The 25,581-nt window shown below is 66.0% G+C and carries 22 protein-coding genes; 16 read left to right on the top strand and 6 right to left on the bottom strand.

Translation table 11 applies throughout. The annotated features are described in order from the left end of the window. Window positions 1-49: 49 nt before the first annotated feature. The 8 genes from ACIGJE_RS04765 (at window position 50) to ACIGJE_RS04730 (ending at window position 10,611) form a co-directional block, all read left to right on the top strand. Window positions 50-1,144 (top strand): LacI family DNA-binding transcriptional regulator, encoded by a 1,095-nt coding sequence (locus ACIGJE_RS04765; protein ID WP_311939835.1) that lies wholly within the window; start codon window positions 50-52, stop codon window positions 1,142-1,144. A 98-nt stretch (window positions 1,145-1,242) separates the two neighbouring features. Next, window positions 1,243-2,202, top strand: a complete 960-nt coding sequence (locus ACIGJE_RS04760) for an ABC transporter substrate-binding protein (protein WP_068292631.1) — start codon at window positions 1,243-1,245, stop codon at window positions 2,200-2,202. Window positions 2,203-2,272: 70 nt separating this feature from the next. After that, complete coding sequence (locus ACIGJE_RS04755) at window positions 2,273-3,748, top strand: mannitol dehydrogenase family protein (RefSeq protein WP_415084976.1); 1,476 nt, start codon at window positions 2,273-2,275, stop codon at window positions 3,746-3,748. Between the two features lie 21 nt (window positions 3,749-3,769). After that, the gene (locus ACIGJE_RS04750; RefSeq protein WP_415084974.1) at window positions 3,770-5,308 is read left to right on the top strand and encodes a sugar ABC transporter ATP-binding protein; all 1,539 of its coding nucleotides are present in this window, start codon (window positions 3,770-3,772) and stop codon (window positions 5,306-5,308) included. A gap of 94 nt (window positions 5,309-5,402) precedes the next feature. Beyond that, a complete protein-coding gene (locus ACIGJE_RS04745) occupies window positions 5,403-6,428 on the top strand; it encodes an ABC transporter permease subunit (RefSeq protein WP_311939842.1) in 1,026 nt (341 codons plus the stop codon). A 353-nt stretch (window positions 6,429-6,781) separates the two neighbouring features. After that, the gene (locus tag ACIGJE_RS04740; protein ID WP_415084971.1) at window positions 6,782-7,900 is read left to right on the top strand and encodes a trypsin-like peptidase domain-containing protein; all 1,119 of its coding nucleotides are present in this window, start codon (window positions 6,782-6,784) and stop codon (window positions 7,898-7,900) included. A gap of 15 nt (window positions 7,901-7,915) precedes the next feature. Beyond that, window positions 7,916-9,259: a hypothetical protein gene (locus tag ACIGJE_RS04735; RefSeq protein ID WP_311939846.1), complete on the top strand. Its 1,344-nt coding sequence runs from the start codon at window positions 7,916-7,918 to the stop codon at window positions 9,257-9,259. After that, window positions 9,256-10,611 (top strand): hypothetical protein, encoded by a 1,356-nt coding sequence (locus ACIGJE_RS04730; protein ID WP_415084969.1) that lies wholly within the window; start codon window positions 9,256-9,258, stop codon window positions 10,609-10,611. Before ACIGJE_RS04735 ends, ACIGJE_RS04730 begins: the two co-directional genes overlap by 4 nt. A gap of 55 nt (window positions 10,612-10,666) precedes the next feature. Here the strand turns inward: ACIGJE_RS04730 and ACIGJE_RS04725 are convergent, their stop codons facing one another. Next, window positions 10,667-13,438 carry a [protein-PII] uridylyltransferase gene (locus ACIGJE_RS04725; RefSeq protein ID WP_376717716.1) on the bottom strand — a complete coding sequence of 924 codons (2,772 nt, stop codon included), beginning with the start codon at window positions 13,436-13,438 and terminating at the stop codon, window positions 10,667-10,669. Between the two features lie 220 nt (window positions 13,439-13,658). Continuing rightward, on the bottom strand, window positions 13,659-16,388 hold the full coding sequence (gene mutS / locus ACIGJE_RS04720) for a DNA mismatch repair protein MutS (protein WP_483679411.1): 2,730 nt from the start codon (window positions 16,386-16,388) through the stop codon (window positions 13,659-13,661). A 162-nt stretch (window positions 16,389-16,550) separates the two neighbouring features. On the opposite strand from mutS, the gene nadE reads away from it, so the two are divergent. The 6 genes from nadE (at window position 16,551) to hemW (ending at window position 21,764) form a co-directional block, all read left to right on the top strand. Continuing rightward, window positions 16,551-17,360, top strand: a complete 810-nt coding sequence (gene nadE / locus ACIGJE_RS04715; protein WP_483679410.1) for an ammonia-dependent NAD(+) synthetase — start codon at window positions 16,551-16,553, stop codon at window positions 17,358-17,360. Between the two features lie 79 nt (window positions 17,361-17,439). Then, the gene (locus tag ACIGJE_RS04710; protein WP_311939854.1) at window positions 17,440-18,108 is read left to right on the top strand and encodes a GntR family transcriptional regulator; all 669 of its coding nucleotides are present in this window, start codon (window positions 17,440-17,442) and stop codon (window positions 18,106-18,108) included. Between the two features lie 164 nt (window positions 18,109-18,272). Then, a complete protein-coding gene (locus tag ACIGJE_RS04705; RefSeq protein ID WP_311939856.1) occupies window positions 18,273-18,863 on the top strand; it encodes a biotin transporter BioY in 591 nt (196 codons plus the stop codon). Continuing rightward, window positions 18,860-19,285, top strand: a complete 426-nt coding sequence (locus ACIGJE_RS04700) for a DUF1284 domain-containing protein (RefSeq protein ID WP_311939858.1) — start codon at window positions 18,860-18,862, stop codon at window positions 19,283-19,285. Before ACIGJE_RS04705 ends, ACIGJE_RS04700 begins: the two co-directional genes overlap by 4 nt. Window positions 19,286-19,595: 310 nt before the next feature. Beyond that, window positions 19,596-20,483 (top strand): enolase C-terminal domain-like protein, encoded by an 888-nt coding sequence (locus ACIGJE_RS04695; protein WP_483679409.1) that lies wholly within the window; start codon window positions 19,596-19,598, stop codon window positions 20,481-20,483. Between the two features lie 120 nt (window positions 20,484-20,603). Then, window positions 20,604-21,764 carry a radical SAM family heme chaperone HemW gene (hemW, locus tag ACIGJE_RS04690; RefSeq protein ID WP_483679408.1) on the top strand — a complete coding sequence of 387 codons (1,161 nt, stop codon included), beginning with the start codon at window positions 20,604-20,606 and terminating at the stop codon, window positions 21,762-21,764. Here the strand turns inward: hemW and ACIGJE_RS04685 are convergent. Together ACIGJE_RS04685 and ACIGJE_RS04680 are read right to left on the bottom strand one after the other, a co-directional pair. Next, complete coding sequence (locus ACIGJE_RS04685; RefSeq protein WP_394313449.1) at window positions 21,709-22,479, bottom strand: AcvB/VirJ family lysyl-phosphatidylglycerol hydrolase; 771 nt, start codon at window positions 22,477-22,479, stop codon at window positions 21,709-21,711. The two genes, hemW and ACIGJE_RS04685, sit on opposite strands and share 56 nt — an antisense overlap. A gap of 4 nt (window positions 22,480-22,483) precedes the next feature. Then, complete coding sequence (locus ACIGJE_RS04680) at window positions 22,484-22,891, bottom strand: hypothetical protein (protein ID WP_311939866.1); 408 nt, start codon at window positions 22,889-22,891, stop codon at window positions 22,484-22,486. Between the two features lie 93 nt (window positions 22,892-22,984). On the opposite strand from ACIGJE_RS04680, the gene ACIGJE_RS04675 reads away from it, so the two are divergent. After that, a complete protein-coding gene (locus tag ACIGJE_RS04675; RefSeq protein WP_415084956.1) occupies window positions 22,985-23,353 on the top strand; it encodes a GFA family protein in 369 nt (122 codons plus the stop codon). A 7-nt stretch (window positions 23,354-23,360) separates the two neighbouring features. Here the strand turns inward: ACIGJE_RS04675 and ACIGJE_RS04670 are convergent, their stop codons facing one another. Continuing rightward, complete coding sequence (locus ACIGJE_RS04670; RefSeq protein ID WP_311939870.1) at window positions 23,361-23,669, bottom strand: putative quinol monooxygenase; 309 nt, start codon at window positions 23,667-23,669, stop codon at window positions 23,361-23,363. Window positions 23,670-23,961: 292 nt separating this feature from the next. On the opposite strand from ACIGJE_RS04670, the gene ACIGJE_RS04665 reads away from it, so the two are divergent. Further along, window positions 23,962-24,786: an alpha/beta fold hydrolase gene (locus ACIGJE_RS04665; RefSeq protein WP_483679405.1), complete on the top strand. Its 825-nt coding sequence runs from the start codon at window positions 23,962-23,964 to the stop codon at window positions 24,784-24,786. 6 nt (window positions 24,787-24,792) lie between these two features. On the opposite strand, the gene ACIGJE_RS04660 is transcribed toward ACIGJE_RS04665, so the two are convergent. After that, complete coding sequence (locus ACIGJE_RS04660; RefSeq protein ID WP_311939873.1) at window positions 24,793-25,494, bottom strand: hypothetical protein; 702 nt, start codon at window positions 25,492-25,494, stop codon at window positions 24,793-24,795. Window positions 25,495-25,581: the final 87 nt, after the last annotated feature.

The raw sequence follows: 25,581 nt of genomic DNA, 5'->3' as shown, positions 1-25,581 counted from the left end.
GAATACTTTTCAATTTGGCCAAAGAAAGCCTCCTGCACCAAGTAGAGGCATGACCCAAAACAAGAAAACCGACGAGGAAAGCCCACGAGCCGGCCCTTCCCGTCCTGCCCGCCTCCTGGACGTGGCACGTCTTGCCAAGGTTTCCCGCGCAACGGCGGCCCGCGCTCTCGGCGGCTATGGCCTGGTCACCGAGGAGACGCGCGAGCGCGTCGCGGCGGCGGCCCGGACGCTGAACTACCGGCTCAACGAAGCGGCCCGGGCCATGCGGGCAGGTCGCACCCAGGTCATCGGTGTGGTGCTCGCCGACATCAGCAATTCCTTCTTCGCCAGTGCGGCCCGGGCCATCATCGATACCTGCGCTTCCCTCGGATACCAGACCCTGATCGTGAACACGGACGACGATCTCAAGACCGAGGTCGAGGCGGTGCAGACCCTGATGGAAAAGCGCGTCGCCGGCATGATCGTGGTGCCGTCCTCGCCCGACCATAACGAGCATCTGCAGAAGGCCGGCGCCGGCGAGGGACGCATGGTGCTGCTCGACCGCCGCATCGCGGATATTCCGGTCAGCGCGGTGACCACGGATGATCGCGGCGGCGCCCGCGAAGCCGTGGAATTGTTCATCGCCCGCAGACACACCCGCATCGGCCTCGTCGTCTTGACGGCAGCTGCCACCTCGCATCGACAGAGCGAGCCGCGGGGCGCCGTCTCGAGCGCGCGCGATCGCGTCCTCGGCGCGCGCGAAGCCCTGGCAGCGGCTGGCCTCGACCTGCCGAAGGCCTGGCTGCGTTACACGCCGAACAATCCCCAGATGATCATCGACGCCGCGACATCGATTCTCAGCGCCGATCCGCGGCCCACCGCGATCCTGGCGACATGCGAGGAAATCGCCATCGGGGTGCTGGCTGCCTGCCGGGCCCTGAATCTCGCGGTGGGGCGGGATGTCGCCCTCATCAGTTTCGACGAATCGCCCTGGTCGGGCGCCCTCACGCCGGCGATCTCGGTGGTGCAGCGTCCGATCCATGAAATGGGGCGCGCAGCCGTCAATCTGCTGGTCCGGCAGATCCAAGGCGGCGAATCCGGCAGGGATGTCGAGATGCCGACCATCCTGATCGACCGGGAATCGGTCTTCGATCTCGCGCCTTGATCGCGGACCAGCGTTGACAGACCTGCCTTCTCATGCATCATTTGATCTGTAAGTTTTTATAATAAAATGAGATCGATCTCATTCATGAGGAGGAAATCATGAAGGCTTTGAAATGCCTCGCCGGCATCGCCATGGCCGGCGCGGCCCTGGTCACGGGCATATCGGCCCCTGCCCTGGCCAAGGAGGTCAAGACGGTCGGCATATCGGTAGGATCGCTCGGCAATCCCGGCTTCGTGATCATCGCCAACACGGCGACCCGGATCATCAAGAAGGCCTATCCCCAGGCGCAGGTGACCACCGTCGGCTACGACTACGACCTCGGCAAACAGGTCAACCAGATCGATAATTTCATCGCGGCCGGCGCCGATTTCATCCTGCTCAATCCCGGTGATCCCAAGGCGATCACGCCGGCGATCAAGAAGGCCCAGGCGGCTGGCATTCCCGTCATCGCCTTCGACACCGGCGCCGAGGGCGCCGACGCCATCGTGATGACCGACAACATCATGGCCGGCAGCGTTTCCTGCCAGTACATCGCGGACAAGCTCAAGGGCGCCGGCAATGTCGTCATCCAGAACGGGCCGCAGGTCTCCTCGGTGATCGACCGCGTGGTGGGCTGCAAGCAGGTCCTGGCCAAATATCCCGACATCAAGATCCTGTCGGACGACCAGGACGGCAAGGGATCGCGCGACGGCGGCATGGCGGTGGCCCAGGGCTACCTGACGCGCTTCCCCAAGATCGATGCGATCTTCACCATCAACGATCCGCAGGCCATCGGCACGGCGCTCGCCGCCAAGCAGGCCGGCCGCAGCGAGTTCTTCATCACTTCGGTCGACGGCTCGCCGGATATCGAGGCCGCCTTGAAGGATCCGGCGCTGGACATGATCAAGGCTTCCGCCAGCCAGGATTTCTACGCCATTCCCAAGGTCTCGGCGCAGACCGCGATGGACCTGGTCAACGGCAAGAAGCCCGAGAAACCGGTCATCCTGATTCCCTCCGCACTGGTCACCCGCGAGAATGTCGGCGACTACAAGGGATGGAATGCCAAGCACGACGACTGACGTCGCCGTCTGGTCCAAGATGGCCTCCTCCTGCCCGAGGAGGCCATTTCAACTCCTGAAAGTACAGGCCATGCTCCCGCTCAAGACATCGACACTCGCCTCGTTCGGCCCGACCGTGACCCGGCCGACCTATGATCGCAGCCGGCTGCGGGTCGGGATCGTGCATTTCGGGGTCGGCAATTTTCACCGCGTGCACCAGGCCATCGCCATCGAAGCCTGCCTGCATCATCCCGGGCAGGAGGAGTGGGCGATCTGCGGCGTGGGCCTGACCGACGGTCCCGCCGCACGGGCCAAGGCCGAAGCCTATCGCCTGCAGGACAATCTCTACACGGTGACGCAGCTCACCTCCCCGGCCCCGAAGGAAACGCAGATCGTCGGCGCGATGATCGACTATCTGCATGCCCCAGCCGATCCCGAAGCCGTGCTCGCCCGCCTCGCCGATCCCGCCACCCGCATCGTCTCGCTCACCATCACCGAGGGCGGTTACAACATCGACGAAACGAGCGGCGCCTTCCGCCTCGACGCGCCCGACATCCGCCACGACCTCGAGGGCGGGCCGCCGCGGACAGTGTTCGGCTATATCGTGGCCGCGCTGGCGCGCCGGCGCCAGGCCGGCCTGCCGCCCTTCACCGTGATGTCCTGCGACAACCTCCCCCGCAACGGCGACACCTCGCGCCTTGCCGTGCTCGGTTTTGGCCGTGCCCTCGATCCCGGCCTCGCCGACTGGATCGAAGCGAACGGCGCCTTCCCCAATTCGATGGTCGACCGCATCGCGCCGCAGGTGCCGGAGGATGAGCGCCGGCGCATCACCGCCGGCATCGGCGTCGAGGATCTCGTCGCCGCCACCTGCGAACCCTATACGAGCTGGGTGGTGGAGGACCGTTTCTGCGCCGGCCGCCCCGAGCTCGAACGGGCTGGCGTGGTATTCAGCAGCGAAGTGCCGGCCTATGTCGCGGTGAAGGGCAGGCTGTCCAATGCCGCCCATATGCTGATGTGCTACCCGTCCCTGCTGATGGGCGCCCGCCTGGTCGACGAGGGCATGCGCCACCCCGACATTCCCCGCCTTCTCCACACGTTCTGGGAGCACGATGCCCGCCGTCTCGTCGAACCGCCCGCCGGCTATTCGACGACGGCTTTCACCGACACGGTGATCGAGCGCTTCGCCAATCCCGCGATCAAGGACCAGCTCCTCCGTGTGGCCGGCGATGGCGCCTCCAAGATCGTGGTCTTCCACGGCAAGACCATCGGCCAGCTGATCGCTGGCGGCTCGGACCTTGCGCGCGAAGCCTTCCTGCTTGCCTGCTTTGCCCGCTATCTCGGCGGCGTGGACGATCGGGGCATTGCCTTCGACATCTTCGAGCCACGCATCGGCGAAGCCGATTGGCAGCGGCTGAAGAGCGGCGATCCCCTGGCCGTGCTCGACATCGAGGCCTTTGCCGGTCTCGGCCTGCGCCAGAGCCCGGCCTTCGTCGCCGCTTACCAAATCCAGTCAAAATCATTGGCAAGCCAGGGAACAGCTGCAACATTGGCGCAACTGCTGAAATAACAGCATGAAAACGGGGGCAGGATGAACCCAGGCCAGACGCATCCCTTCCTGGAAATGCGCAATGTTTCCAAGACGTTCGGCCGGGTCCAGGCCCTCAAGAACGTGTCGCTCGACGTCAAGCTCGGCGAGATCCATGCCTTGATGGGCGAGAATGGTGCCGGCAAATCGACCCTGATGAAGATCCTCTCCGGCGCCTACACGCCGGATGAAGGCTCGGAAATCCTGATCGATGGCCAGAAGGTGGCGATCTCGGGCCCTATGGCAGCCAAGCAATTGGGGATCGCCATCATCTACCAGGAGCTCGCCCTCGCTCCCAATCTCACCGTGGCCGAGAATATCTATCTCGGCCGCGAACCGAGCCGGGCCGGCCTGATCGACCGCGGCGCCATGATTGCCGGCGTCGAAAGCGTGCTGCAGCGCCTCGGCGCCACCTTCACCGCGCGCGACAAGGTGGCCGAGCTCTCGATCGCCGAACGCCAGCTGGTGGAGATCGCCCGTGCGGTGCATGCCCGTTCCCGCGTGCTGATCATGGACGAGCCCACCACCACCCTGTCGGAGCGCGAGACCGAGCGGCTGTTCGCTTTGGTGCGCCAGCTCAAGCAGGAGGGGCTCGCCATCGTCTATATCAGCCACCGCATGAAAGAGGTCTACGAGCTCTCGGACCGCGTCTCGGTACTGCGCGACGGCACCTATGTGGGCACCCTGGACCGCGAGGCGATCACTCCCGCCGCAGTGGTACGCATGATGGTAGGGCGCGACCTCTCCTCCTTCTACAAGAAGGAGCATGATGCCCACCAAAGCCGCGGCCGGATCATCTTCTCGGTACGCGACATCGCCGACGGCCGGCGCATCCAGCCCTGCTCCTTCGACATTCACGAGGGCGAGGTGCTCGGCATTGCCGGCCTGGTCGGCGCCGGCCGCACCGAGCTTGCCCGCCTGGTCTACGGCGCCGATGCGAGGATATCGGGCACCGTGGCGGTCGATGGCAAGGAGGTCAGCATCCGCTCGCCCCAGGACGCCATCGAGGCCGGCATCGCCTATCTCACCGAGGACCGCAAGCTGCTCGGCCTGATGCTGGACATGTCGGTCGCCGAGAACATCAATCTGGGGGTGATCGCCCGCGACGCCCTGGCCGGCGGTTTCCTCAACCTCGCCAAGGGTCGCAAGCGCACGGCCGAGGCGATCCAGGCCACCGGCATCCGTACCGCCTCGCCCGACGCGCCGGTCGGTGGCCTGTCCGGCGGCAACCAGCAGAAGGTCCTGCTTTCGCGCCTGCTCGAGACCAAGCCGCGCGTGCTGATCCTGGACGAGCCGACCCGCGGCGTCGACATCGGCGCCAAATCGGAAATCTACCGCCTGATCGACCGGCTGGCCCGCGAGGGCGTCGGCGTGGCGGTGATCTCGTCCGAACTGCCCGAAATCGTCGGCATCTGCGACCGCGTCATCGTGATGCGCGAAGGCCACATCGCCGGGGAACTCGGCGGAGGCGGCAATGCCGAAGCGGTCAGCCAGGAGAACATCATGGCGATCGCGACCTCAGCCGCAAAGGATGCCGCATGACCTACCCGGCTTCCACCCGACGATCCCGCACCGCGAGATACCGGCAAGACGCGACAGCCCCCAAGACGGCTCACAAGACAGGCAGGACTGTGCGATGACATCCACCAACCCTTCCACCGCAGATACCGCCCGCCGCAAATTCGCCCTGTCGGGCACCCTGCGGGGCCTGGGCATGCTGCCCGCCCTCGTGCTGATCGCCATCCTGTTCCAGCTCCTGTCGGGCTATGTCGAATCCGGCGGCCTGTCCTGGGCCAGCGGCCGCTTCATGAGCTGGAACAATCTGTCGATCGTGGCCCAGCAGGCCTCGATCAACACCGTGCTCGCCGCCGGCATGACCTTCGTCATCCTCACCGGCGGCATCGATCTCTCGGTCGGCTCGGTGCTGGCAGCCTCGGCGATGATCGCCCTGATCGTCTCGCTGATCCCGGGCTGGGGCATGATGGGGCTGGTGGCCGCCCTGGTGACCGGCGGCCTGCTCGGCCTCGTCAACGGCGCGCTGATCGCCTTCATGCGCCTGCCGCCCTTCATCGTCACCCTCGGCTCGATGACGGCGGTGCGCGGCCTCGCCCGCCTGTTCGGCGAGGACAAGACGATTTTCAATCCCAGCCTGCCCTTCGCCTTCATCGGCAACGGCACGATCTTCGGCGTGCCCTGGCTGATGGTGATCGCGCTCGCCACGGTGGTGGTGTCCTGGCTGATCCTGCGCCGCACCGTGCTGGGCCTGCGCATCTATGCCATCGGCGGCAATGCCGAGGCCTCCCGGCTGTCGGGCATCAAGGTCTGGTCGATCCTGCTCATCGTCTACGGCATTTCCGGCCTGCTGGCGGGCCTGGGCGGGGCGATGTCCGCCGCCAAGCTCTATGCCGCCAACGGCCTGCAGCTCGGCCAGTCCTATGAGCTCGACGCCATCGCCGCCGTCATCCTCGGCGGCACCAGCTTCGTCGGCGGCATCGGTTCGATCTGGGGTACGCTCATCGGCGCCCTGATCATCGCCGTGCTCTCCAACGGCCTGATCCTGATCGGCGTGTCCGACATCTGGCAGTTCATCATCAAGGGCCTGGTGATCATCGGCGCCGTCGCCCTCGACCGTCTGCGCTCCTCCGGCAGCGCCCGCACCTGAGCCGACGCGGCAAGTTCCACGCCTCGCGCCTTTCCCCGCCTCCGTTGCATATGTGACGGAGGCGGTTCTCGTTGCGGCGCTTGCCATCCCGGCTTCACCGAAACCGGCATCCGCATCGGGCGCCGTGGCGTTCTCCCGACGTCCTCCGCCCCAGGCTGAAGTCCGCCGAGCCCCTGCCGGGATTCACGGCGCTCTCACGCGATTATGCTAAAGCGTCTTGCGATCGGACGGAGATACTTGGAACCGCAAGGGCGCGTCGAAGCAGGGAGCTCGAGCAAGCAGGCGCTCAGCCGGGAGCCGACATCGGGATAGTCGAGCGAGCGGCAAGCGCCAGGCGGCAAGAGGGGGCGAAGGTGGACAAGCTCACAGGCGCGCAAGTCTCCGAACTGGCCAAGGCCCTGTCGACGACCGTCAATCTCGATGATCTCGGCAATTTCGTCTATGTGGCGACCGGCGACCAGCTCGAGGTCTACTGGGCCGATGTGAGGCAGCCGCTGGTCTCGGTGCTGCGCGAACTCGTCATTCGCCTCGAACAGGAAGGCCAGACCGGCAATTTCCTCAAGGCGATCTACGTCAACCGCCCGCATCGCGACGATATTCGCCAACTCATCGTCCGCCTGGCGCCGGAAGCGGCGGCTGAAACCCTGACCAACCCCTATGACCTGGTGGTGCTGGACAAGGATCATCGTGGCACCCAGCCCAGCGCCGAAACCTTGGGCCCCGGCCTGCAGCGCAACATCAAGCCCCATCTGCGCATGCTCGATCCCGCCTTGTGGGTCGCCGGCATGAACGAGACGCTGCGCCGGGTGTGCCGCATCGAGATCGACGGCAGCCCGGCCGGCACCGGTTTCCTGGTCGGGCCGCAGGCCGTGCTGACGAACTGGCATGTCGTCGAGGCAGCGGCCGGACAGAATGACTGGCCGATGGTCTCCTGCCGCTTCGACTATGCCCGCAAGACCGACGGTTCCTTCAACGAGGGCGAGGCGGTCGCCTTATCCGGCACTGCGCTGCTGCATCATCGCCCCTATGCGCCGGCCGAAATGACCGAGGCGCCGGACGAGCCGCCGCCCTCGGCGACCGAGCTCGACTTTGCGCTGCTGCAGCTCGCCGGGACCGTCGGCGCCGAACGCGGCTGGCTCGCCCTGCCGAAGCGGGACGAGGCCCTGGGCCAAGGCTCGCCGCTGATCATCGCCCAGCATCCCCATGGCGGCCCCGTCAAGCTGGCGATCGACACCGAGGCGATCCTGCCCACGCCCGCCCCGCCGGACCGGCCGAGACTACGCTATGCCACCAACACCGATCCGGGCTCCTCGGGCTCACCCTGCCTGAGCATGGAATGGCAGCTTCTCGCCCTCCATCATTTCGGCGATCCGGCCTGGGGCGAACCGAAATTCAACCAGGGCGTCCCGGCGGGCCTGATCCGGGCCGATATCGAGGCAGCTGGCTTCGGCGCGGCAATCCCGGCGGCCTGAGGAAGGGAGAACGGCATGGGCGTCGTCACACTTCCTCCTCAAAGCGTCATCTCGATCTCCAACGCCATCGGAGACCTGTGCACCTTTCGTGAACTCGGCGACCTCATGCAGATCTGCTACGGCACCTCGGTTGCCATCACCGGGGTAAGCTTTGCCGAACAGCCCCGGCGCAAGGTCGCCCGGGATTGCGTCGACTGGGCGCAAAAATGCGGGATCCTGACGAATTTCGTCGCCATCGTGCTGCATGCCAAGAACGACAACACCGCGTTCAGGGAGCTGGTCACGCAATTGATCCCCGATGCCCTGACCGCACCGCCGAGCGTGGCCTCGCAGGTCGGCACCGTCGTCTCCGGGCTCGACAGCCTCGCCGCCTATCTGGCCAAGGACGAGGTGCGCAAGAAGGCCGGCATCTCGAAGCAGCGGCTTGCCGAAATCGGCCAGCGCATCAACCTGCTGGCCGCCTATAAGGGGCTGCATGACAGCCTTCATCACATCCAGATCAACCACACCCGCATCCTGCTGCAGGCCGTGGCGAGCATGGACAATCCGATCAGCTATGAGACGGTGCAGGTCTATATTTCGCAGGTGCGCGCCGCCGTCACCGCCATCCGCACCCAGATCACCAGGCCGGGTGCGGACGAGATCCTGGCCGGTCTCGATCTTTCCTGGGTCGACGACCTCGAAAGCAGTTCGCAGCGTTGCCAGGAGGGGCTCGATGCCGACAGGCCGGGACCGGTGCTCATCGCCGTCCGGCAGATCGCCGCGATCAGCGACAGCCAGTCGGTGCAATTGAACAAGGGCATCTTCGATGCAGCGACCAAGTTGCCCCTGCCGGAACTGGCAGGTGCCCTGGTCGAAATCGGCGGAGCCGATACCGGCCTGCAGGCAGCGCTCGATGAGGCGATCAGCGCCCTTGGCGCCCTGCAGCGCACCTTGATGAGCCGGATCGCGACGCATAACCGCCTGCAGAGGGTGGAGCAGAACCTCTCGATCCTCGCCAGTTGCCTGGACGATCCCGGCGTCCTGATCGTGGATGAGATCGCCGCCCTCTGGCCCGAGACCAGGGCCATGCTGCTGAACCTGGCCGCGCTTGGCCTGGAACGGGCAGATCTGACTGTCGACGGGGAGGATTGCGACAAGATCGATGCCTGCCTGCAGGATGTCGAGATCGCGCAGCGCGACACCGCCTTCAACCTCAAGAGCGCCCCGGCGATCCGGGCCCTGCAGCGCTCCTTTTCGGGTTTCCAGAAGAATGCCAGCGCCCAGTTCTTCGCGCTCGACAGCAGGCTGAAGGCGGATTTCGACAGCGTCTTCCAGATCAGCGACCGCCTGAAGAACATTCTGGGAGCCGTGCAATGAGCGAGACGATGCCTCCTCATCCGCCGCAGACTTTTGCAAGCATCGCGGATATCAGCCACGAGCATCTCGACCTGCTCAGGTCCAGCAGCCAGCGGGATGGCGATACGCCGGAGGCGATCTCGGCCTTTCGCGATCGCATCACCGCTTTCCGAGGCGAAGTCGCAGCCGCCGGGGCACGGCTTGGAAAGGAGGAGGATCGCGAGACGGCCCAGGGCATCATCGACTATTGGAGCACGCAACTGCTGACCTGGTCGACGAACGGCGCGAGGCCGGATCTCGACCTGCCGCTCGCGCCCTATCTCGACTCGCCGGAACCGCCCTTGCCTGCCGGCACGCCGCCGGCCAGGAGATCGAAGCGAGCAGGGACGGCGCAGGATGCCCGCGCCCAGATCCGCATCGGCGCCCTGGCCTATCAGTGGCGCCGATCGAACCGGGCACCCGGCTACCTGCTCACCGGCAATGCCCTGGTGGAAGCCGCCGGATATCGCGACAAGGATCCGGAAATCGAGGCCTTCGTCAGCGCGAGCACGGCGGCCGAACGCCGGACGCGCCATATTCGCATGGGCTTCGTCGTCACGCTCGTCCTGTCCATTGCCTTTGCCGTCCTGGCACTCATCTCCTTCCTTCGAGAGAACGACGCGCGCAAGGAGGCCGATCGCCTGCGCGGGCAGGCCGAGGAGTTGTCGGCGGACAATGACAAACGGGCCCAGCGTTTCCTGGCGGCCGACGTTCGGCTCCAGACCGAACGATTTCAGCATGCAGCCGAACTCAAGGAGCTCAACGATCAGCTCTTGGCGCTGAAAAGCGCGCTCGAGGAAGCCCAGGCCAAGCTCAAGGTCGCCCTGGCTCAGACGCCATCACCGACGTCGAATCCAACCCAGCACATGTATCTGCGCGATTCGAATGCCGTGCTGACACAGGCCATCGACCAGTCCCGCGCCTACAAGCCGCCGCCCGTCCCCCAGCTCACGGCCGGGGAGCAGCTGCTCGCCAATGTCAACCTGATCGATGGTCCCGACGGCGATGTGCGGCGAGCGACCACGGAGAATCTCGTGCGTGCCTTGCGCGACGGGACGGTCTCGCCCGACGACCAGCGCATGCTGGTCGGCGCCCTCGTCAACATGCTGGCCCGGCCCGCCGTCCAGAGCCTGACGCTGACGGGGCGCTACAATGTGCTCTATATCCTCTCGACCATCACGCAGGCCCAATGGGCCTTGCCGGACTGGTCGGCCCTGCGCGACCGGGCCCGCGTGGTCACCGCCGACCTGGTTGGCCCCAATGCCCAGAACGACCTTCCGATGGGCAGGGATTCGCAGAAATTCTACCAGCAGCTGGTGCAGAGACTGCAATAAGGACTTCGTTCAAAAATCACGGAAAGGCCGTTGCGCAGCGTCGGCCCCGCCCCGTTCAGCCCGATTTCCCCTCGCGCCGGAACACCGCCAGCAGATTGCTGCGGATGCTGTCCTGGCGCTGCACGGACGTAATCTTCGCCCCGGTGAGATCGGTGACATAGAACACGTCGACCGCCTTCTCGCCGAAGGTCGCGATATGGGCCGAGGCGATGTTGAGGTTGAGCCGCGAGATCGCCGTGGTGAGGTCGTAGAGAAGGCCGGGACGATCGAGGCCCCAGACCTCCACCACGGTGTGGCGGTTCGACCATTCATTGTCGACCACCACCTCGGGCGCGACCTGGAAGGCCTTCTGCCGCGGCTTGATGGCACCGCGCTTGGCCACGGCTTCCGGCAGGCGGATGGTGCCGGTGAGTGCCTGCTCCATCGCCTGGGCGATGCGGCCGGCGCGCCGCAATTCGTCCTCGTCCTGCGGAAATTCGCGGCTGACGAAAATGGTGTCGAGTGCCAGCCCGTCCGTGGTGGTGTTGATCTGGGCATCGACGATGTTGGCGCCGGAAGCCGCGCAGGCGCCGGTAATGATCGACAACAGGCGCGGATGGTCGGGGGCGAGAATGGTCAGCTCGGTCACGCCGCGGAAGGCATCGGTGGCGACTTCGGTCGCGAGCGTCTCGCCACGTTCGCGCGCGGCGCGGATGAAGCGAGCATGACGCAGGCGACGCGGCAGCTCGACCTTGAGCCAATAGGGCGGGTAGTGGCGTGACACATAGGCATCGACCTCCGCCGCGCTCCAATCGGACAGGCCGGCCCTGAGTTCGTCCTGGGCCAATTGAACGCTGGCGCGCCGGTCGGATTTGGAATGGCCGCCGGCCAGCACCAGCTCGGTTTCCCAGAACAGCGAGCGCAGGAGCTGACCCTTCCAGCCGTTCCACACACCCGGCCCCACTGCCCGGATATCGGCCACGGTGAGGATGAGCAGCAGCTTCAGCCGTTCCAGCGTCTGCACGGTGCCGGCGAAGGTCTCGATGGTCTTGCGATCGGAGATGTCGCGCGACTGCGCCGTCATCGACATCACCAGATGCTGCTCGATCAGCCAGGACACCGTGTCGGTCTGGCCCGGCGTCAGGCCGAGGCGGGGCCCCAATCGCTTGGCGATCTTGGCACCGGCGAGCGAATGGTCCTCCGGCCGGCCCTTGGCGATGTCGTGCAGGAAGGTGGCGACATAGAGGGCGGTGCGGTTCTGGATGGTCGGCATGATCTCGTTGACGAGGGGATGCTCGTCGCCACCCTCGCCGCGATCGATGTCGGCGAGTTCGCCGACCGAACGCAGGAGATGCTCGTCCACGGTGTAGCGGTGATACATGTTGAACTGCATCATCGCCACGACCTTGCCGAAATCGGGGATGAAGCGGCCGAGTACGCCGGCCTCGTTCATGCGCCTGAGCACGGTCTCGGGGGCATTGCGCGAGGTCAGGATCTCCAGGAACAGCCGGTTGGCCTCGACATTCTCGCGCAGCGAAGCGTTCACCAGCTTGAGCGAGCGGGTGACGAGGCGCATCGCGTCGGGATGCAACGCCAGCGAATGCAGGTCGGCAAGCTGGAACAGGCGGATCAGATTGACCGGATCGCGCGCGAACACCTGGTCGTTGGCGACATTGAGCCGACCCGTCTCGATCACGAAATCCTTGGTGCCGATCAGGGCCTGGCGCTGGCTGCGGCGGAAAGGCGCGATGAAGCGATCCAACATCGCCTTGGGTTTTTCCTGGCGCGCTTCCAGCGCGGCACAGACGATGGCGGTGAGATCGCCGACATCCTTGGCCACCAGGAAATAATGCTTCATGAAGCGCTCGACGCCGCGCAGGCCGCCACGATCCGAATAGCCCAGAAAGGCGGCGATCTCACGCTGGATGTCGAAGGTCAGGCGCTCTTCGGCGCGGCCGGTGAGGAAATGCAGGGCGCAGCGTGTCGCCCACAGGAAGTCCTCGGCCAGGGTGAACTGGCGGTATTCGCGCCGGGTGAACAGGCCGGCCTCGACGAGGTCGGCGGCATCCCTGACGCGATAGACATATTTGGCGATCCAGTAGAGCGTGTTGAGATCGCGCAGGCCGCCCTTGCCTTCCTTGACGTTGGGCTCGACCCGGTAGCGCGAATTGCCGGCCTTGATCAGGCGTTCGTCGCGCTCGGCGAGCTTGGCGGCGACGAACTCGGCTGCCGTGAGCTGGACGAGTTCGCGGTCGAAGCGGGCGGAAAGTTCGCTCGCCAGCCCCATGTCGCCGAGGATCGGACGCGCTTCGAGCAAGGCGGTGCGGATGGTCATGTCGCCGCGGGCGAGGCGCAGGCACTCGTCGATCGTACGCGTGGCATGGCCGACCTTCTGCCCGAGGTCCCACAAGACATAGAGGATGGCCTCGGTGACGCTCTCGCCCCAGGCCGTCTGCTTGGCCGGCAGCAGGAAGAGCAGGTCGATGTCCGACCCCGGCGCGAGGGTGCCGCGGCCATAGCCCCCCACGGCGATGACGGCCATGCGCTCGCCGGCCGTGGGGTTGTGGGTGGTATAGACGTAGCGCGTCACATAGGCGTAGGTGGCGCGGATGATCTCGTCCTCGAGCCAGGACAGCCGCTGGGCGCAGGCCGTGCCGAGACGATCCTCGCTGAACCAGGTGCGGATGGTCTCGCGGCCGTCTCGCAGGGTGGTCTTGAGCAGGGTGACCACCGCCAGCCTGAGGGCGTCGGCATTGCCCTCATGCTCCAGCGCCAAGGCGTCGATCTCGGCTTCGAGCGCCATGCGGTCGAGGACGAGGTGAAGCTCACGATCGGGCTTGTCGAGCATTGCAGGCCTTATAGCGTTTTGCGGTTTGACGGATCACCTAGAATCGCAAAGACGCGTTGGAACAAGGAGTTAGAGCAAATGGGCGTTCACACTTGAACGCGCTTTGCTCTAGGAAGGAGAATTTCGGAGCGCGAACATCCTGTCCGCTCTTCCCATCCTGCGGATGCGGCGTTACCAGGCGTGGATGGCGGCAATGCGGACAGGATGTCCGCGCTCCAACTTACCCCTTCTTGGCGCTATCGCGCTTGGCTTTCAAGGAAAACAAGGCATCGAGCGCCTGGCGAGGCGTCATGTCGTTGGGATCGAGCCCATCGAGGGCTTCGGCGACCTCGTCCGGCACCTTGACCGTTGCCTGTGCCGGCGCCCGGGGGGCTGCGGCGAACAAGGGCAGGTCGTCGACCAGGCGAGCAGCCGGAGCCTGGCGATCGGTCGCCTCGAGCTGCGCCAGCACGGCCCGTGCCCGCTCGACCACGGCGGCCGGCATGCCGGCGAGCTTGGCGACCTGGATGCCGTAGGAACGGTCGGCGGCGCCCGGCACCACCTCATGCAGGAAGACGACGTCGCCATGCCATTCGGTCACCCGCATGGTGGCGTTGGCGAGGCGCGGCAGCTTCTTGGTGAGCTGGGTGAGCTCGTGATAATGGGTGGCGAACAGGGCCCGGCAGCGATTGACGGCGGAAAGGTTCTCGATTGCCGCCCAGGCGATGGAGAGGCCGTCGAAAGTGGCGGTACCGCGGCCGATCTCGTCGAGGATGACGAGGGCGCGGGGACCAGCCTGGTTGAGGATCGCCGCCGTCTCCACCATCTCGACCATGAAGGTGGAGCGCCCGCGCGCCAGGTCGTCGGCGGCGCCGACGCGCGAGAACAGCGCGTCCACTGCGCCGATATGGGCCGATTTCGCCGGCACGAAGGAGCCGATCTGCGCCAGGACGGCGATCAGGGCGTTCTGGCGCAGGAAGGTCGATTTACCCGCCATGTTCGGGCCGGTGAGCAGCCAGATCCTACCGGCGGCCTTGCTGCCTTCGCCCTCGCCGCTCAATTCGCAATCATTGGCGACGAAGGGCTTGCCCTCGCGCTTCAGCGCCCGCTCGACCACAGGATGGCGCCCACCCTCGATGGCAAAGGCGAGCGAGGTGTCGACAACGGGACGGACATAGTTTTCCTCGTCGGCCAGCACGGCGAGCGCCACGATGACGTCGAGAAGGGCGAGGGCCTCGGTGGCGGCCCGGATGGCGGCGCCGTCACCGAGCAAGGCCGCGGCGAGATCGGAGAAGACCTGGAGCTCGCTCGCCAGCGAGCGCTCGGCCGCCGAGGCGATGCGCGATTCCAGCGTCGAGAGCTCGGCGGTGGAGAAGCGCATGGCGCCGGCCATGGTCTGGCGATGCACATAGGTCTCGCGCAGGCCCGGCTGCAGGAAGGCTTCACCGGCCTGCTGCGGCACCTCGACGAAATAGCCGATCATGTTGTTGTGCTTGATCTTGAGCTGGCGGACCTGGCTCTCCTCGGCATAGCGCGCCTGCAGGCCGGCGATGACGCGCCGGCTCTCGTCGCGCAGGGCCCTGGTCTCGTCGAGGGCCTGATCATAGCCGGCACGCACGAAGCCGCCATCGCGCTTGAGCAGCGGCAGATCGTCCTGCAGGGCTGCGGCAAGGCGCGCCGCCTGGCCCTGGTCCGGCCTTGCCAGGGCCGACAGGATGCCGGCGAGCACCGGCGGCAATTCAGCTTCGCGCTGCCGCAGCAGGGCTTCGATGGCGGCAATGCCGGTCAAGCCTTCCCGGAGAGCGGCGAGATCACGCGGCCCGGCCCGGTCGAGGGCGAGGCGCGCCATGGAGCGGGCGATGTCCGGCGCCGATTTCAGCCGGGCGCGGACCTGGCCGCGCAGCAGGGCCTGTTCGGCGAAGAAGGCCACCGCATCCTGGCGCAGCGCGATGGCCTCGGGCTGTAACAGCGGGCTCGCCAGCCATTGCGCCAGCAGGCGGCCACCGGCCGCCGTCACCGAGCGGTCGACCGCATCGAACAGGGAGCCGGCGCGCTCGCCGCCCAGGGTACGCGTCAGCTCCAGATTGGCGCGTGTCGCGGCATCGATCGCCATATGCGCGCTGGCGCCGTCCCGGCGTGGTGGGTCGAGCGCCGGCTTCTGGCCGACCTGCGTGCGCAGGATATAGGTGACGAGGCCGGAGGCGGCGACCAGCTCGGCTCGCGAGAAGGTGCCGAAGCCATCGATGGTGCCGACATCGTAGAAGGCAGCAAGCCGGCGCTCGGCCTGGCTGCCATCGAAGACGTCGCGCCCGACCGGTGTGACGGCGGCACGGCATTCGCGCCAGAGCGAGGCCAGCTCCGCATCCTCATGCACTGTCTCGGCCATGACCACTTCGGACGGGTCGAGCCGGGCGAGTTCGGCCGGCAGTCCCGCCTCGTCGCATTCGGACAGGCCGAACTCGCCGGTGGAGATGTCGGCGAAGGCGAGACCGTAGCGAGCCTCGTCATCGGAGATGCGCAGGCGCGCCAAAGCCAGCAGCAGATTGGTGCGCGTCGGCTCCAGCAGCGTCTCCTCGGTGATGGTGCCGGGCGTGACCAGGCGGACCACGCCGCGCTTGACCACCGATTTGGAACCGCGCTTCTTGGCCTCCGCCGGATCCTCCATCTGCTCGCAGACCGCGACACGGTGGCCATGGGCGATCAGGCGCTGCAGATATTCGTCGGCCCGGACCACCGGCACGCCGCACATGGCGATGTCCTCGCCCTGGTGCTTGCCGCGCTTGGTGAGGACGATGCCGAGCGTCTTGGAGGCGATCTCGGCGTCCTCGAAGAACAATTCGTAGAAATCGCCCATGCGATAGAACAGCAAGGCGCCAGGATGGCCGGCCTTGATCTCGAGATATTGCGCCATCATCGGCGTGACGGGCGCCGACGCATCGGCGGTTTCGAGTTTGCGGGGCGAGGAGGTCATGGCCGCACGCTAGCAGATGCGGTCAAAGGGAGCACGAGGCCGAGGCCGGAGGCTTGTGGATAGGTGGGTCGATCTCCGGATCGCCCCACCACCGCGCCCATATTGACGCTCCCAAACGAACATGGCCTGTTGTCACCCGATTCAATCACGTGAAAGCCGACCATGCCGCAACCGCTCACGCCCGACATCATCGTGCCCGAAGCCTTCGATCCCGCTGCAGAGGCCGAACGGCGCGTCGCATTCCTGGCCGATTATCTCAAGGCCTCGGGAGGGCGGGCCTATGTGCTCGGTATCTCGGGCGGCGTCGATTCGCTTACATCAGGCCTGCTGGCGCAAGCAGCGGTCGAACGCCTGCGCGCGGAGGGATATCAGGCCCAGTTCCTGGCCATGCGCCTGCCCTATGGCGTGCAGGCAGACGAAAAGGATGCGCAGCAATCCCTGGCGACCATCAAGGCCGACCGCGTCGTCACCGTAAACATCAAGCCGGCCGCCGACGCGATGATGGCCGAACTCATGCGCGAAGCCGGCGATTTGATCGAGGGCCCGCGCTCCGATTTCCACCACGGCAACATCAAGGCGCGCCAGCGCATGATCGCCCAATTCGGCCTCGCCGGGGCCGTGCGCGGCATCGTCATCGGCACGGACCACGCTGCCGAGGCAGTGATGGGCTTCTACACCAAGTTCGGCGACGGTGCGGCCGACATCCTGCCGCTGGCCGGCCTCAACAAGAGACGCGTGCGGGCCCTCGCCGCCCATCTCGGCGCCCCGCGCGAACTGGTGTTCAAGGTGCCCACCGCCGATCTCGAAACCAATGTGCCATTGAAGCCCGACGAGGACGCCTATGGCGTGACCTATGACGAGATCGACGATTTCCTGGAGGGCAAGGCCATCGCCGAGGCCTCGCACCAGCGCATCCTGTCGACCTATCGAGCCAGCGCCCACAAGCGCGCTCTGCCCGTGGCGGCGGGGTAGTCGGAGCGCAGGCGGGACGCCCGCGATCCCCGCAAGCCCCTCTCGACAAATCGGCATCGCAGAAATTATCTATAAAATCATGAGCGGGCCCAAGGACGACACCATCGCCATCCGCATCGCCAAGGTGCTGGCGGATCGCATCATCTCCGGGGCGATCGAGCCCGGCGCCCGATTGCGCCAGGACCATGTCGCGGAGGAGTTTGCCACCAGCCATGTGCCGGTGCGCGAGGCTTTCAGGCGCCTGGAGGCACAGGGCCTGGCGGTGAGCGAACCCAGGCGCGGCGTGCGTGTCGCCGCCTTCGACCTGGAAGAGGTCAAGGAGGTCGCCCAGATGCGGGCGGCCCTGGAGGTGCTGGCCCTGCGCCAGGCCGCGCCGCACCTCACCGCCACCATCCTGGACGAAGCCGAGGAAGCCACCAAGGCGGGCGACCGCTCGCGCGACGTGCGCAGTTGGGAAGAGGCCAATCGCCGCTTCCATCGCCTGATCCTGGCCCCCTGCCGCATGCCGCGCCTGCTCGCGGCGATCGACGACCTGCATGCCGCCAGCGCCCGCTTCCTGTTCGCAGCCTGGCGCTCGGAATGGGAAAGCCCGACCGACCAGGACCACCGTGCCATCCTGGCGGCGCTGCGGTCAGGCAAGCTGGACGACGCTGCCGTCACCCTCGCCCGCCATGTGCAGCGGGTCGGCCTGAAACCGGTTCGGTCGGCCTCCGGCACCACGCGGGAAGCCTTCGCCATCATCGGCTGAGTTCCGGGGGCGCGGGCATCCTGCCCGCTCTTGGAGCCACTATGCCTGCGGGATGAGAAGAGCGTGCAAGATGCCCGCGCACCCGGATATTGCCAAACTTGCCGTTTTGTGACCTCTATAGATCATCGGATTCAAGATTATCTATAATTTCCCGGAGCCTCTCCATGTCGCACAGCGCCACCTCCTCCCTGACCCCGGCTTTCAGCCCCCTCGACATTTCGCGGCGCTCGCTTGGCTGGCAGGCGGCGGCGGTCGTCGCAGGCACGGCCGTACTGGCCCTGGCATCGCATATCCAGGTGCCAATGTTCCCCGTGCCGATGACCATGCAGACCCTGGCCGTGACCTTGATCGGGGCGCTTTATGGCTGGCGGCTCGGTGCCATTACCGTGCTGGCCTGGCTGGCTGAAGCCTGGATGGGTCTTCCGGTCACTGCGACGGGCAGCATCGGCACCCTGTTGTTCGTCGGTCCGACGGCCGGCTATCTGATCTCCTTCCCGCTCGTCGCTGCCCTTTGCGGCTTGCTGGCCGAGCGTGGCTGGAACGGCAACCGCCCGGTTCTCGCCTTCGTCAACATGACCCTGGGCAATGCCCTCTGCCTGGCCATCGGCGGTGCCTGGCTTGGCGCTCAGATCGGCCTGGAAAAGGCCTTCCTGCTCGGTGTCGCGCCCTTCCTGCTCGGCGGCCTGCTGAAGTCGGTCATCGGCGCCGTCACCCTGATGGCCCTGGTTCGCGGCAAGGCCGGCGCCGCCCGGTGACGGTGCGGCTTCGCGCCCACCATCTCCTCTGCATGCTGACCTATGTCGGCAAAGGATACAGCCCCGGCTTCGTCGCCAATTACGACGCGATCGCAGCGCGACTGAGCCAGGGTGAAGACATCGTGATCGTGGCGGGGCCTGATGATATCTGCGCCCCGCTGCTGCAAGAAGTCGATTCGCATTGCCATGAGCCTCGGATCGACCAGCGCGACGAACTCGCCATCCGCGACGTCAGTGCCCTGATGCGCCTACCCGTCCGCACCGGCACCCGCATCGCCCTGACCCCAACCCTGCTGGCACGTTTCCGCGGCGCCTTTGCCGCCAATCTCACCCGCTCGGCCTGTGTAGGCTGCGAATGGTCGGGCCTATGCAGCGAAGTGGCCCGCGACCGCTACCAGGAGTCCCGTGTGAAGCGGGACTGAGACAACCGCGGACGAACCGCCCCCCTGCTGGACCAACCATGCGTATTCTCGACATCCGCGAGCGCAGTATCTCGATCTCCCGCTATGCCGGGCCGGTGCAGCCGGGCGGATTGACCACCAGCACGTCGCCGTCGTCACCGATACCTCCCGCGCCGGCCGGCCCCTCATCGGCTATGGCTATGCCTCGGTCGGCCGCTATGCCCAGAGCGGACTGATCCGTGAACGTTTCGCCCCGCGCCTCAAGCAGGCGCCGGCGGATGCCTTATCGGGAAAGGGTGGGGGTCTGGATCCCTTCAAGGCCTGGCAGGCGATGATGGCGGGCGAAAAACCCGGCGGACATGGCGAGCGCTGCGTCGCGGTCGGCGCCCTCGACATGGCGCTGTGGGATATTGCCGCCAAGCAGGCCGATCTGCCGCTCCACGCCTATCTTGCCGATCGGCTCGGCAGCAAGGCTGCCCAGACCGACAGGGTCCGAGTCTATGCGAGCGGCGGCTATCGCCATCCCAGCGACGACCTTGCCTTGCTGGCCGAGGAGATGGGCCGCTTCGCCGATCTTGGCTTCGTCAATGCCAAGATCAAGATCGGCAGCGCCGGCCTCGACCAGGATCTTCGGCGCATCGAGGTGGCCGCCACCGCACTGGGAGCGTCTAGCCGCCTCGCCGTCGACGCCATGAACGCCTATGATCGGATATCCGGCCTGGAAGCGGCCGTAAGGCTCGCCCCTCTGGGCCTGTGGTGGTTCGAAGATATCTGCGACCCGCTCGACTTCGAGGTCCAATCCGTTTTGGCATCGGCCTATGCGCCGCCGATCGGGGCAGGCGAGGCCCTGTTTTCGGCGGCGGAAGCTCGGCTCCTTGCCCGCCATGGCGGCCTGCGCCCGGATCGCGACGTGCTGCTGTTCGACCCCGTGCATTGCTACGGCCTGCCCGGCTATCTCCAGATCATCGAGGCGATGACCGCGAGGGGCTGGACGAGGCAGGCCTTCTGGCCGCATGGCGGGCACCTGTTCGGCCTGCACCTGGCCGCAGCCCTCGGCCTCGGCGGCGCCGAGATTACCCCCTTTGCCTTCCAACCCTTCAGCGGCCTCGCGGATGACAGTGTGATCGCGGAAGGCTACGCCTCGCTGCCACAGGCCGAGGGAATCGGCTTCGAGGCGAATACGGCGCTGAAGCAGTTGTTCGGGGAGCTTGCGGGGTAACTCGCCTGGAGCGCGGACATCTTGTCCGCCTCTTCCTTGCAGCGTGGTGCTTCCAAGAGCGGACTAGAAGTCCGCGCTCCGGGATTGACGTAGCCCCAAGCAACTGCCACTTGAGCCGGCATGATCCCCAACTCCTCCGAGCCCGGTTTCGGCGTTTACGTGCATTGGCCGTTCTGCCTGGCCAAATGCCCCTATTGCGACTTCAACAGCCATGTCCGCACCGGCGGCGTCGATCAGGCCGGCTATGTCGAGGCCTACCTCAAGGAAATCGCCCACATGGCCGCCATCGCGCCGGGGCGGCAGGTCCAGTCGATCTTCTTCGGCGGCGGTACACCCTCGCTGATGGAGCCGAAGACGGTCGGCGCCATTCTCGGCGCCATCGGCGGCGCCTGGACCATTGCCCCCGATGCCGAGATCTCGCTGGAAGCCAATCCAACCAGTGTCGACGCCGCCCGCTTCGCCGGCTACCGCGCCGCCGGGATCAACCGCGTCTCCCTCGGCGTGCAGGCGATGAACGATGCCGATCTCAAGCGGCTGGGCCGCATGCATTCGGTGGCCGAGGCCATGGCGGCCGTCGAGATCGCCGCCAAATCCTTCGAACGCTATTCCTTCGACCTGATCTATGCCCGCCCGGACCAGCAGCCGAGGGATTGGCAGGCCGAGCTCGACCAGGCCATCGACCGGGCGGCCGAGCATTTATCGCTCTATCAGCTCACCATCGAGCCCGACACCATGTATGAGCGCCTGGTCGCGGCCGGCAAGCTCATCCCGATGCCGGATGAGGATGCCCGTGTCCTGTTCGACATCACCCGCGAGACCTGCGAACGGCGCGGCCTGCCAGCCTATGAAATCTCCAACCATGCCCGCCCCGGCGCCGAATGCCGGCACAATCTGGTCTATTGGCGCTATGGCGAATATGCCGGCATCGGCCCCGGCGCCCATGGCCGCCTGATCGATGCCACTGGCGCCCGCCGGGCACTGTCGACCGAACGCAGCCCCGAGAAATGGCTCGCGAGTGTCCGCACGAACGGCCATGGTCTCGTCGATGATCAGGCGTTGACGCCGGACCAGCAGGGCGACGAGATGCTGCTGATGGGCCTGCGCCTGGCCGAGGGCATCGATCTCGCTCGTCTCGCCCGGTTGCGCGGCCGGCCCATGGCGGAGGCTACACTGGCCGGGCTGCAGCAAAACGGTATGGTCGAGCGCCGGGATGATCGGGTTCGCGTCACCCGCGCGGGCTTTCCGCTGCTCGATGCGGTGGTGGCGGAACTGGCGGCCTGACGGTCAACCGGCGTAGGATCGCCTGCACCACGGCACCGGCATCGCCATCGCGATCGTGCCCGCCGGGCCGCGCAATGCGCTCGGCTCCGGCAAGCTCGGGCAAGGTGCAGGCGCTGTGCTCCTCCCGGCCATAGAGACAGACCACCTTGCGAACGGGTAGCTGGCGGAGCATCGGAGCGACCGGCACGTCGTCGGCAGCCGGCAAGTCGAGCATTTCCAAGAGGGAAATGCGGAAATTAGCTTCCGGCAGCAATCCGACGAGGGCAATCAGTCTGGTTTCCTGCCGTGTCCTCGGCGAAAGCAGGGGCCAGGCGAAAGGCAGGGCGTCGGCGCCGAAGGAATAGCCGGCCAGAGCGATGCGGCCGGCATGCCAGCGTCGGCGATAGACGGCCAGGATACGCTCGATGTCCCGGGCGAGCTCGGCAGGCGAGCGCCCAGTGAAGAAATAGCGACGCGCATCGAGCCCGACGACGCCGATTCCCGCCCGGGCGAGGCGGCGGGCCAGGCTCCGCTCCAGCCCGCCCCAGCCGGTATCGCCCGAGAGAAACAGCACCAGCCCGCCCTGCCCGGCAGGTGCCGGAGAGATTTCGAGCGGCAGGTCCGCGAGGCGGTCAACGGTCACGGAGAGCCGGGCGGCTGCGATTTGCACCGAGCCGAACAGCAGCCCGGATGCGAGCCCCATGGCGAGAACACGCCAGCCGGACCGCCAGGGCAAGCGGCTACCCGGCCTGCCAGGGTTCGACCAAGCCCTGGCGTAGAGCCTCGCTATAGGCTCCCTTGTCGATGGTGCCGACGATATCCTTGTCGAAAGCGATCTCGACGTCGAAGCGATGGCGGGCCGAAAGCTGGCGCAAATGCTCGATCAGCGCCATGGCGCCGGCAAAGTCGGCTTTCTCGCCCGCGATAGTGTCTCCGGCGAGGCTGGCGCGTACCGGCAGTTCCACCGCGCAGCCCATATCCGGGGCGGTTTCGCTGACCTTGTGCTTGAAGGCATCCGGCGCCTCGATCGGCCAGTCCACGCCATCGGCGAACTCCTCGATCTCATCGATGATATCATCCATGGCATCCTCGCCGGCGATGCCGAGGAGGTGAAAGGTCAAGGTATGGATCTTGCGGGCGGCGCTCATCAAGCTCTCGTTCTAACGGATCATTGCTGACAGGAAGATGTCAGCAGGCAGGCTTTATCAAGAGCTAGCGCGAAGATCGGAAAGGAACAAGCCATGGCTCTCAAAGGCAGCTGTCATTGCGGCGGCACCACATTCGAATTGAGCGAGGCGCCGCAGGAGGTGACGCGTTGCACCTGCAGCTTCTGCTCCAAGCGCGGCTCGCTCTGGGCTTACTACAAGCCCGAACAGTTCCGCTTGACCTCGCCGCCCGAGCAGGTGGCCACCTATCGCTGGGGCTCCAAAACCATCCAGCATCATTTCTGCGCGACCTGCGGCTGCGGCACCTATACGCAGACGCCGGACTGGTCGACCGGCGAGCCCGATTTCGACAACCCCAAGATCAGCATCAATGCCAGGCTCTTCGACGATTTCGAGCTGGAGGCCGTGCCCGTCACCGTGATCGACGGCCGGAACTTGTGGTAGCGGACGCTCAGTCCTTCCGATCGACGCGCAACGGCTGCCAGATCGAGACTTCGCGCGGCTGCGCCAGGAGTTCCGGCAGCGCCTCGTGCCAAGCCTGCCGATAGGGGCGGTTGAGCTGGACGTCGAGCACGTCCTGGTGATCGACCCAGGTTTCATGGAGCAGGAAGCGGCAGGGGTCTTCGGGATCGCTATGAAGCGTGGCGTTCACGAAATTCTCTTCGTGACGCATGGTGTCCAGCAATTCATCGAGCATGACGAGAAAGCGCTCGCGCTGCTCGGGCTTGACGATACCGGTGATCAGATAGGTCACGCTCATTCGACTGTCCTCCTGCGGCATTCCCGCTGCTAAAGCATTTGCGATTTGGTGGAATCACCAGGAATCGCAAAAACGTGTTGGAACAAGGAGTTAGAGTAAATAAGCGTTCACGCTTGAACACGCTTTGCTCCAGAGAAAGTACGACTTCCCGCAATCGCACTTTCTCCCTAACCCGCTGTCTTGACGCCACAGACAATAGCGGGAAGGTCGGGGAAGGCGATTACCTGCCGGGTAATCGCCGAGCGCCGTGCGAGCGGGCAGGATCGGGGCCACTCAACCCGGAGGAACCACCATGACCGCACCTTTCGTCGAGATTGCCGACGGCCACCGCCTTTTCGTTCGCGACTGGGGCCGGGGCGCTCCCGTACTGCTGCTCGCCGGCTGGGCGATGGATTCCAGTGTGTGGGCCGACACCATGACCGGGCTCAACGCCCAGGGCCTGCGTACCATCGCCTATGACCGCCGCGGCCATGGCCGTTCGAGCGATCCCGGCAGCGTCGATTTCGATGGGCTGGCCGACGACCTTGCCGCGGTGATCACCCAGCTCGGTCTCTCCGACCTCACCGTGGTTGCCCATTCCTGTGCGGCCGGCGAAGTGCTGCGCTATATCGGCCGCCATGGTGCCGAACGAATCGGGCGCATCGTCATGGTCGGAGCACAAGGTCCATGCCTGCCCGCCGGGCCAGGCAACGAACAGGGCATTCCCAGGGTAGCCATCGAGGCCCTGATGGCGGAACTTGCCGACAATCTGCCGGCCTGGCTCGATGCCAATATCGAACCCTTCGCACCCGGGGCCGACCAACGCACGCTGGACCGGCTGATCGCCGGCGTGTTCGCCTGTTCCCGGCGCGTCCTACTCGATCTCCAGCGCGAGATCGTGGAGACGGATTTGCGCGAAGAAGCCGCCGCCCTCAGGGTGCCCGTCACCCTGATCCATGGCGACCGCGACGCCTCGGCGCCGCTGGACCTCACCGGCAGGCGCTATGCTGCCCTGATTCCGGGCGCGGATCTGCTGGTCTATGAGGGCATCGCCCATGGCGTGATGGTGACCCACGCCGCCCGCCTCGCCCGGGACATCGCCAGCATCGCCGCGCGGTTCACGCCTCTGGCAGCCTGACCTCGCCTATTTCTGCGGCTGCAGGCAATTCGGCGGAAGCGCCGGATTGCCGAACCAGATCTCGAAGGTGTTGGGGCGCGAATCGCGGGCCCCGCTCCAGCTCGTCGACAGGTCCTTGGCGGTGAGCTGCAGGCCGACGGTGGCAAACAGTTCGGCCAAGGCCTCCGCGCGCTTGCGATCGGACGCCTTGAAATAGCGCAGCTCGTGCGTCTCGCCCGACCATTTGGCCAGCACCACCGACGGGAAGGTGATGGCCGATTTGTCGCCGTCCTTCATCTCGTCGAGCAGGATGCCGGCGCAGGGGCGCTGGCTATCATTGAGGGCATGCACGAAGACCCGGCTCGGCAGGCGGGCGGTGGCCTCCTCATAGGCCGACTTCACCGAATTGTTGACCAGAGACGCCTTCTGCACCGCGCTCTCCAGCAAAGGCAGCAGATCGCGATCGGAAGAGGAATTGGCGTAGTCGAGCTGGGCGGTGATGAACTCCACCGGCACCTTGTCGTTCTTGAGGAGATATTCGAACATGGCGACGCCATATTTGCGCTTCTCCGGCGCGGCATCGGTCATCAGGTCGATCATGGTGCGCAGATCGGCGAGATTTTGCTGCCAGCGCGTGTAGTACCAGCCGATTCCGGCCACGGTGAGCGGAATCAGAGCGGTCGACAGGAGCTGCGGCAGGATCTCACGCCAGGGGCGAGGCAGCGACATTGGGGGGACTCCGAGGAGACTTCCCTGCTTAGCGCCGAATCGGCACGCCAGCCATGGCCTCCGGAGAGCAGGCACGCGTCGCCCACA

The organism is Labrys sp. E2SS-1L (assembly GCF_057073705.1).
The sequence above is the reverse complement of the archived record's forward strand: the minus strand, read 5'-3'. Positions and strand labels throughout refer to the sequence as shown.

Coding starts and splice junctions, on each gene's coding strand:
- ACIGJE_RS04765 (WP_311939835.1), top strand. CDS start 50: ATGACCCAAAACAAGAAAACCGACGAGGAAAGCCCACGAGCCGGCCCT.
- ACIGJE_RS04760 (WP_068292631.1), top strand. CDS start 1,243: ATGAAGGCTTTGAAATGCCTCGCCGGCATCGCCATGGCCGGCGCGGCC.
- ACIGJE_RS04755 (WP_415084976.1), top strand. CDS start 2,273: ATGCTCCCGCTCAAGACATCGACACTCGCCTCGTTCGGCCCGACCGTG.
- ACIGJE_RS04750 (WP_415084974.1), top strand. CDS start 3,770: ATGAACCCAGGCCAGACGCATCCCTTCCTGGAAATGCGCAATGTTTCC.
- ACIGJE_RS04745 (WP_311939842.1), top strand. CDS start 5,403: ATGACATCCACCAACCCTTCCACCGCAGATACCGCCCGCCGCAAATTC.
- ACIGJE_RS04735 (WP_311939846.1), top strand. CDS start 7,916: ATGGGCGTCGTCACACTTCCTCCTCAAAGCGTCATCTCGATCTCCAAC.
- ACIGJE_RS04730 (WP_415084969.1), top strand. CDS start 9,256: ATGAGCGAGACGATGCCTCCTCATCCGCCGCAGACTTTTGCAAGCATC.
- ACIGJE_RS04725 (WP_376717716.1), bottom strand. CDS start 13,438: ATGCTCGACAAGCCCGATCGTGAGCTTCACCTCGTCCTCGACCGCATG.
- mutS (WP_483679411.1), bottom strand. CDS start 16,388: ATGACCTCCTCGCCCCGCAAACTCGAAACCGCCGATGCGTCGGCGCCC.
- nadE (WP_483679410.1), top strand. CDS start 16,551: ATGCCGCAACCGCTCACGCCCGACATCATCGTGCCCGAAGCCTTCGAT.
- ACIGJE_RS04710 (WP_311939854.1), top strand. CDS start 17,440: ATGAGCGGGCCCAAGGACGACACCATCGCCATCCGCATCGCCAAGGTG.
- ACIGJE_RS04705 (WP_311939856.1), top strand. CDS start 18,273: ATGTCGCACAGCGCCACCTCCTCCCTGACCCCGGCTTTCAGCCCCCTC.
- ACIGJE_RS04695 (WP_483679409.1), top strand. CDS start 19,596: ATGATGGCGGGCGAAAAACCCGGCGGACATGGCGAGCGCTGCGTCGCG.
- hemW (WP_483679408.1), top strand. CDS start 20,604: ATGATCCCCAACTCCTCCGAGCCCGGTTTCGGCGTTTACGTGCATTGG.
- ACIGJE_RS04680 (WP_311939866.1), bottom strand. CDS start 22,891: ATGAGCGCCGCCCGCAAGATCCATACCTTGACCTTTCACCTCCTCGGC.
- ACIGJE_RS04675 (WP_415084956.1), top strand. CDS start 22,985: ATGGCTCTCAAAGGCAGCTGTCATTGCGGCGGCACCACATTCGAATTG.
- ACIGJE_RS04670 (WP_311939870.1), bottom strand. CDS start 23,669: ATGAGCGTGACCTATCTGATCACCGGTATCGTCAAGCCCGAGCAGCGC.
- ACIGJE_RS04665 (WP_483679405.1), top strand. CDS start 23,962: ATGACCGCACCTTTCGTCGAGATTGCCGACGGCCACCGCCTTTTCGTT.
- ACIGJE_RS04660 (WP_311939873.1), bottom strand. CDS start 25,494: ATGTCGCTGCCTCGCCCCTGGCGTGAGATCCTGCCGCAGCTCCTGTCG.